The sequence below is a fragment of the Serratia sp. C2(1) genome (genome assembly GCF_036352655.1).
Lineage (GTDB): Bacteria > Pseudomonadota > Gammaproteobacteria > Enterobacterales > Enterobacteriaceae > Serratia > Serratia inhibens.
Map to the genome: position 1 here is coordinate 1 of NZ_JAZFBA010000029.1, position 387 is coordinate 387.

Here is a 387-nt window from a genome sequence, read left to right on the forward strand (position 1 = left end):
CAGTGTCCTACTCTCGCATGGGGAGACCCCACACTACCATCGGCGCTACGGCGTTTCACTTCTGAGTTCGGCATGGGGTCAGGTGGGACCACCGCGCTATTGCCGCCAGGCAAATTCTGTTTCATTCCAACCGCCACTCACGTAGCCACCAGAACCAATCTCGGAACTTCACTGAAAATCAAAACCATCCCTCTAAAACACCTTCGGTGTTGTAAGGTTAAGCCTCACGGAGCATTAGTACTGGTTAGCTCAATGCATCACTGCACTTACACACCCAGCCTATCAACGTCTTAGTCTTAAACGTTCCTTCAGGGACCTTAAAGGCCCAGGGAAGACTCATCTCGAGGCAAGTTTCGCGCTTAGATGCTTTCAGCGCTTATCTTTTCC

General features: G+C 51.2%; 2 rRNA genes. Both read right to left on the reverse strand.

What is annotated here, in order from left to right:
• Positions 1-110 (reverse strand): 5S ribosomal RNA (rrf, locus tag V2S86_RS25385); the annotation flags it as partial.
• Between the two features lie 103 nt (positions 111-213).
• Positions 214-387, reverse strand: a 23S ribosomal RNA gene (locus V2S86_RS25390); the annotation flags it as partial.